At 39.3% G+C, this 7,551-nt stretch carries 5 protein-coding genes and 1 CRISPR repeat array; all 5 genes read left to right on the top strand.

Translation table 11 applies throughout. From position 1 onward, the window contains the following. Position 1 precedes the first annotated feature (1 nt). Positions 2–963: a CRISPR direct-repeat array (repeat unit 36 nt; unit sequence CTGCCCAAACCTTTGATGCCAATAGGCGTTGAGCAC). A 321-nt stretch (positions 964–1,284) separates the two neighbouring features. Beyond that, the gene (gene cas6 / locus F8S12_RS30025) at positions 1,285–1,950 is read left to right on the top strand and encodes a type I-MYXAN CRISPR-associated protein Cas6/Cmx6 (RefSeq protein ID WP_196519908.1); all 666 of its coding nucleotides are present in this window, start codon (positions 1,285–1,287) and stop codon (positions 1,948–1,950) included. Then, positions 1,943–4,360 carry a CRISPR-associated helicase Cas3' gene (gene cas3 / locus F8S12_RS30020; protein ID WP_196519907.1) on the top strand — a complete coding sequence of 806 codons (2,418 nt, stop codon included), beginning with the start codon at positions 1,943–1,945 and terminating at the stop codon, positions 4,358–4,360. The genes cas6 and cas3 overlap by 8 nt, the downstream gene beginning before the upstream one ends. After that, positions 4,357–5,886: a type I-MYXAN CRISPR-associated Cas8a1/Cmx1 gene (cas8a1, locus tag F8S12_RS30015; RefSeq protein ID WP_196519906.1), complete on the top strand. Its 1,530-nt coding sequence runs from the start codon at positions 4,357–4,359 to the stop codon at positions 5,884–5,886. The genes cas3 and cas8a1 overlap by 4 nt, the downstream gene beginning before the upstream one ends. Before the next feature lie 89 nt (positions 5,887–5,975). After that, positions 5,976–6,896 (top strand): type I-B CRISPR-associated protein Cas7/Cst2/DevR, encoded by a 921-nt coding sequence (cas7i, locus tag F8S12_RS30010; RefSeq protein ID WP_196519905.1) that lies wholly within the window; start codon positions 5,976–5,978, stop codon positions 6,894–6,896. Next, entirely contained in the window at positions 6,893–7,543 is a 651-nt protein-coding gene (cas5, locus tag F8S12_RS30005; protein WP_196519904.1) for a type I-MYXAN CRISPR-associated protein Cas5/Cmx5/DevS, read from the top strand. Before cas7i ends, cas5 begins: the two co-directional genes overlap by 4 nt. The last annotated feature ends 8 nt before the right edge of the window (positions 7,544–7,551 follow it).

Genomic DNA, 7,551 nt, shown 5'->3' with positions numbered 1-7,551 from the left:
GCTGCCCAAACCTTTGATGCCAATAGGCGTTGAGCACAATAGCATCTATTCATACAATCAAAATATTGCCTCTGCCCAAACCTTTGATGCCAATAGGCGTTGAGCACTTCTTTGTATGTAGGCAATATTTTGATTGTATGAACTGCCCAAACCTTTGATGCCAATAGGCGTTGAGCACTACGGGAAGGGGCATATATATTAGAGCGGCGCTACTGCCCAAACCTTTGATGCCAATAGGCGTTGAGCACGGAGGTAGGGGACGCATGAGTACCGCCTAAATCAGTACTGCCCAAACCTTTGATGCCAATAGGCGTTGAGCACCTGGTGTATTTCCCCTTGGCTTCCCCAATTAACATCTGCCCAAACCTTTGATGCCAATAGGCGTTGAGCACTTGCCTGTAACTGGAATGGCTGACATTGACTGCCCACTGCCCAAACCTTTGATGCCAATAGGCGTTGAGCACCTTTTACTGAAGCAACAGCGTGTTCGTAATTTACACTGCCCAAACCTTTGATGCCAGTAGGCGTTGAGCACGTAGATAAATTAGGATTTTATGGAGTCGAAGAGACCTGCCCAAACCTTTGATGCCAGTAGGCGTTGAGCACTGCTTTTTCTGCGATCGCTCTGGTAATCGCTTGGCCTGCCCAAACCTTTGATGCCAGTAGGCGTTGAGCACGAAACCTTCAATTCACATGAAAAAGGCGATCGCACTGCCCAAACCTTTGATGCCAATAGGCGTTGAGCACGGATAATAGTAGAAATGCTTCCCCTTACCTGTTGAACTGCCCAAACCTTTGATGCCAATAGGCGTTGAGCACAGAAAATTAATACAATTGAGCAACGAGTAACCAAACTGCCCAAACCTTTGATGCCAGTAGGCGTTGAGCACTGCCAATTCCAGGTTAATTCTGTACTAGGTTCAATTACTGCCCAAACCTTTGATGCCAATAGGCGTTGAGCACTTTCACGATTTAAAGGTTTGATACTTTTGAGTGCTGTAGAGCATCTGGGACTAACATAACCCTGCTTGCTCTAAACCTATGATGCCGTCAGGCGTTGAGCATATTAGTAAATAACTTGACATCATCCTAAATTTCTGTTATTCATGAATTATTCTGATGTTTCAGGATTTAAAAGTATTCTCCTTCAGTTTTTGGTTGAAACGTAGTTCAATACTGGCTTTAAGCCCTATGTGCTGCTAGTTTTTAATCGCTACCTCAGATGCCGTAAGGTTTTGAACATTTTAAGTATTTAAAATTTTGTCATTTCGGGGGATTCCTAAAGTGATTGCATCTGTAGGTTTTTCTGCATATCAAAATGCAGGTAATGAACTTGAGCCATTTGTTGAGCTTTGCTTTCCAGTCCGAGGGAAATGTTTGCCTGCGGATCATAACTATGCTCTTTTTGCAGCGTGTGTTCATATAATTCCAGAGATACGTCAGCAAACAGCAATCAGTATTCTGACAATTCCTGGTTTTGCTGATAAACAAGGCAAAATTCTTCTGACAGAACAATCTTGCTTGCGAATTCGCGTACCGATTCCTCAAATTTCGTTGATTTATAAATTGGCAGGAAAGAGTATTCGATTAGGAATACATGAGATTCAAATTGGTATCCCAGAAATATTTACGCTTAAACCAGCAAAGACGCTTAGATCAAGAATTGTTGTTATCAAGGGATATAGCGAACCAGAGCCTTTTTTAAATGCAGTCAAGCGTCAACTTGATGATTTAGAAATCTCAGGGCAAATTTCTATTCCGATAAATAAAAAAGGTGAACTTAGTCGCAAAACGCTGAAAATCAAACGATATACCATTGTTGGTTTTACAACTGAAATTTCTGAATTAAGTGATGATGATTCTTTAAAGTTACAACAGTGGGGAATTGGTGGCAAAAGACACCTTGGCTGTGGATATTTCCTGCCTTTTAAGGGAGGTAGAAATGTTTAAGGTATTATTGGCGAAATCCTTATCAGCAGAAGAGCAAAAAGATGATAGAGCGCGAGGTTCTGCAAAATATACAGGACATATCAGCTTTGTGATGCAAGCTGCTGATGTTTTGGTGGATAAATTGGGTAAATCCATTCTCCAGCAATTAGGAATAAAACATATTGATTTAGATTACTTTGCAACAACAGTTAGATTAGGTGCATATTTGCACGATTGGGGGAAAGCAAATCAACATTTTCAGGATATGGTTTACCTAAAAACTATTGACTCTAAATCATCAGACCCGAAACTTCTTAAGTATCGCCAAGAGTTGTTGAAGTCATCAAAAAAGCATTCAGATAGGCAAATGCTGCGTCATGAAGTGATTAGTGGCATTTTGGCGTGGCAAGTACCTAGTTTTAGGGAATGGTTGGAACAATGCCAGAATGCAAACTTGATGATTGCTATTTGGGCAGCAATGGGGCATCATCTCAAAATAGGGCTAAATCAAAATAATCAAGCTGCGGAATTTATAGCCGAAATTCCTTCAGGCATTGGAGATGAATTAAAAATTTATACCCATCATTCAGATTTTAAAGCGGTCTTGAAAATGGGTCATCAAGCTTTAGGATTACCTGAAAACTTACCAGAACTACCTCCAGAGATTTGGTCAAAGTCGCAATTACAAAAAGCTTTGATATCTCTGCGTAATGAATTTAATCAGTTTGAGCCAAATTGGGAACAACAAAAGTTTATTGCAGCAGTAAAGGCGACAGTAATCGCGGCTGACTTAGCAGGATCGGCGTTACCTCTAGCTGAAGAAAACTTTAAGGTATGGATTGAAGAAGTCTTATCGTTGCAACTCTCAAAAGAAGATATTGCAAAATTAGTTAATCAACGCCTAAAAGGTCAAAAATTACGTCCATTTCAAGAGTTAATTGCTAAATCAGATCGTCGAATAACGCTCGTCAAAGCAGGTTGTGGAACAGGTAAAACCATTGGTGCGTATGCTTGGGGAGAAAAATGGGCAGTAGGACGTAAATTATTTTTCTCCTATCCAACTACAGGTACAGCTTCCCAAGGATATATTGACTACGCACATGGTACAGAAATCGAAGCTGATTTAATGCACTCTCGTGCTGATTTAGATAGAGAATTACTATTCTCTGGTGACTCGGATAATTCAGAGAGTATCAATATTCGATTAATGGCTTTTCAGGCATGGCGGAAGAAACTGATTGTTTGTACAGTTGATTCTGTATTGGGTTTAATTCAAAACAATCGTAAACCACTTTACTCTTGGGCTGCGATCGCTCAATCCGCTTTTGTTTTTGATGAAGTTCATGCTTACGATGCACGTCTTTTCGGGGCGCTGTTGAAATTTATCAGGGCATTTCGTGGTGCGCCTATTCTCTTGATGAGTGCTAGCTTTACTCCCGAACAGTTACAAGCTATTCGTCAAGTTGTTGTAGAACAAGGTGAACAATTAGATGAACCCATCGAAGGGCCAAAGGAACTAGAGGAACTTAAGCGTTACGACATTAAATATATCTCTGAAGTCACTGATTTTGATGAACTCAAGGAAATCTGGCAACCTGCAATAGAAGCTCTCAAAAATAACCAGAAAGTGTTATGGGTGACTAATTCTGTAAAAACCTGCATCGAAATTTATCGCACAGCAAAAATTAAGCTTGCTGAACATTTACCAAAGTTAGATATTAAACCATTAATTTATCACAGTCGCTATCGTTACAAAGATAGGCTCACTAAGCATAAAGCTGTAATTGAAGCCTTTAGGAAGGATGAACCAGTCTTTGCTGTCACTACGCAAGTTTGTGAAATGTCCCTTGATTTAAGTGCTGATTTACTGATATCTGCAATGGCTCCCGCAGCATCTTTAATTCAACGTTTGGGAAGATTGAACCGCAGGATGACTAGACAGGAAGAAGGAGCAAGACTGGCAATTATTTATCCTTGGGATAATAAGCGACCTTATGATACAGCACAACTTGCGACAGGAGAGCAACTAATTCAAGAATTTTCCTGTAAAACAGGTATTTCTCAACTAGATTTAGCTGAAGTCGCTGCCCGTCTTCACTCAGAAAAAGTCGAGCAAGTTAAATCAAGTTGGTTGGAAGATAACTGGTGTAATCGCCCAGATTTCCTACGTGAAGGAGGATACACAATTACTGTGTTATTGGGTGAAGATGAGACAGAAATCTGGGATATTGCCGAACAGCGCAGACAAGAATTAATCAAACAAGGTAAGAATGAATCCCGAATGAAATTGTTCAAACAGGAAGCACAAGCTTGGTCAGTACCTATCCAAATTGCAACCTACAAATATTGGGAATGGCCACGTCGGGGATTCTATCCTATCACTCCAATTGGCAGAATTTGCTACAGCGAAGATGTAGGAGCAGAGCAGTGAAACTAGAATTTGACTTAGGCAATCCTAGTTTTACTTTGTTGCATTGTGCTGGGTTAGCTGGGTTATGGATGACTTTAAAGCAATTAGAAATAGAAAAAGTGGATCGTCCAAAGGGATTAAATTGGGAGCGTTCCAAGCGAAAAGTCATCTTAAATTGGCAAGGTAGTGATAAAACAGTTTTGGAATGGCTATTAAAAGAATCATTCCAAATAAATGATGGACTAATTGCCCTTCGCGGTTTAGATTCGCAAACTATGCGTAAAGATGCTCAGGTGATTGTACACCAGGGAATTCTTGGTACTTTTCTACAACATAACAGCACTCATAAATCGGCTGGAACACAAACCGAATCTCTATCATTAGGTGAAGGCGAAAAAGAGATTCAAATTACATATAAAGCCTTACAAAACTATGCTTATCAAGATTTTGCCAGTAACCTTTGTGATAAAAACGAACAATTGCTGACAAAACCTATTAGTATTGCTGGGTGGTTAAATCCCGGTGCAGTAGTACGTCATGTTGCCTTCAGTTCTGATACTTCTTTTGAAGAACTTCCAGAAAACGCATTCCTTCTATTATTTGCTCCCGTTGCTTGTTATTACTATATTCTCCGCTCTAAGTTGCGAGATAAACGTGCTCAATACGCATTGGTAGTTCCAGAAATCACAGATTTAGAAAAATATGCTCAATATCGTCAAAATCAACACTTGAGATATGCCACTTACAAAGATTTTCATGCTTCAGGTTTGGGTGATGCCGGACTAAAATTTTTGACTTTAGAAGCAACAATAAATATTACTAAATACTTTGGTGTACCGCGTTGCCAAGTTTTAACTTTGGGAACTGTTGCATGGGCAACTCAACAAAAAACTCGGACAGATATGTATATGGTAGAGGCCAGTGACGAGGTTTGTCATAACTATCAGGTTTGTGATAGTCACTTGCAACATAAGCCAATGGAAGGTAAAGAAAGTGGATTTTTAATTACTAGCTTTGCTAGGGAATTAATTGCTGAAAATTTGGCAAGAAATCAACCTTGGTATTCTGGGATTTCAGCAAAAGTAAACAGTAATGAACTGTTCAAAAAGTTATCTTATGAAAGGGAAGGACTATATCAAGTGATTCAGAAAGTTCAATCAGATGAACGCGAAAAACTATTTGTTAAAGCTTGTCATGAGGCAATAAATTATACTTATGGTCAAGTTGCTGATAAAACTAAGCTTGGTGAAATTCCTAATTTTGAACGTGTCACTGTAAAAATCAGAACCGGATTAAGTAGATGTAAAAATTCGGATACATTTCGAGAATTTATTACTGATTTTTGGTCACGAGCAGGGAGAATTCCTACTTTACAGCAACATTGGGAAGAGTTAATGGATTTTGTGATGGTTGATAAGAACTGGAAAAAATCGAGAGATTTAGCTTTGCTGGCATTAGCCAGTTATAAAGGCAAAGGTATTTCTCATGAAGATAATGCTGATGAAGATAGTTTGAATGAAGAAAATGTGATTGATATTGGACTTTAACAGTTCGGCTCCGCTCACTGTTGAAACTGAGGGGAGCCGAAGTTTTAAGAGTTTTGGGAATGTTTATAATTTTTGAGGAGATTTAAAAAATGTCGTTTCATTTATTTGGAAATGTGTTAACAGGGTATGGTACTGCCGCTAATAATCGTGGAGAAAACGAAGGTAATATAACTACTCTACAAAAAATTCTTTGGAAAGGAGAAGTTCATACTACAGTTTCGGCTGAGGCAATTCGTTGGGCATTACGCTACTACTGGCAAACTGCTGGTAACGATTATCAAGTTAATCGTCGTTGGAATGATGATACAAACGATAATATTTGGCAGAATGAAAATTTTGATGACACGATTTTTATTGATGATGACGTGTTAGGTTTTATGCGTGCAGAAGGTGCAAAAGTTGAAGCTTCAGATGAACCTAAACAAAAAGGAAAAAAAGCACCTAAAGGTACAACAACAGCTAAACGAGGAGTTTTAGAAGTAACTCGTGCTGTTTCTACAACACCTTTTAGTGGTGATTTAACCTTCAATGCTGCAAGCGGTAAAAAGGGAAGGACTTCGCTTTATGGAACTGAAGTTCATGCAACTTGCTATCAATATGGATTCGCCTTAACGCCAGAACGTTTGAAAGATAAATCTCGCGTCATAGCAGTTCTCGATGGTTTAAGTTCTCTAGGAGAAGTAGCAGGTAATCACTCTCGTTTTCTTTACGACTTTTCTCCCGAAAGTTTGATTTTACGATGGACACATGATTTTTCGCCCCGAATTCTTTACTGCTTTGAAGAAAAAGAGAGAGAAATATCAATTGAGGAATTGCTTAGAAAAGTCAAAAATCAAGATATTGAACCACGGGAGTTGTGGATAGCAGGAGCAATTACTGAATCTAAAGAAGTGGAAGAATTAGAAGAATTGGGAGTGAATATTTTCCCAGGAATTAAATTAGCTGTACAAAGTATGAAACAAGTCATCGCTAGAGATTTACAGTTACCTCAACTGGAGTTAATTCGATGACGAAAACAACCGAGAAAATGTTGGCTTTGGAAGTAGAAGTTCCTATAGCTAGCTTTCGTCAATCTCGTGCAAGAGAGTACGCTGAAAGTTATCCAGTCCCTCCACCATCCACTATTTATGGTATGCTGCTTTCGATGGTGGGGGAGATGGATAGATACAAACATTGTGGAACTCGTTTAGCGATCGCTCTTCTCACTCAACCACAAAAATCAACTATCATCCGCACATTTCGTCGCTTTAAAAAGAAAGATATCCACGACCCCAGCAACGCTAGACCAGATTATCAGGAACTATTAACTGATGTTCGATTTATTGCTTGGGTTGATGCAGGAACAGATAATTCACAAATAACACTACCAGAACGCCTAGAGATTGCATTTGCCAACCCTGCTGCTATCAATCGTTTTGGTGGTCTATGCTTGGGAGAAAGTCGAGATTTAGTCAATGCTGTTACTTTGTTACCAAAAAACCATCAAGTTAAATTGCTGCGGTGGCTGGTACGAGATGAAAATGGGTTGTTAACTTTACCCTATTGGGTGGATCATGTCGGTTCCAAAGGTACTGCTTGGCAGAGATATCTAATACTTGAACCTTCTGAATTATCTTATCCTCCTGAAACTGCTTGGACAGTAATTCAAGCAAGTTAGAAAAAAGG

Source organism: Nostoc sp. WHI (assembly GCF_015714725.1).
Lineage (GTDB): Bacteria > Cyanobacteriota > Cyanobacteriia > Cyanobacteriales > Nostocaceae > Nostoc.
The sequence above is the reverse complement of the archived record's forward strand: the minus strand, read 5'-3'. Positions and strand labels throughout refer to the sequence as shown.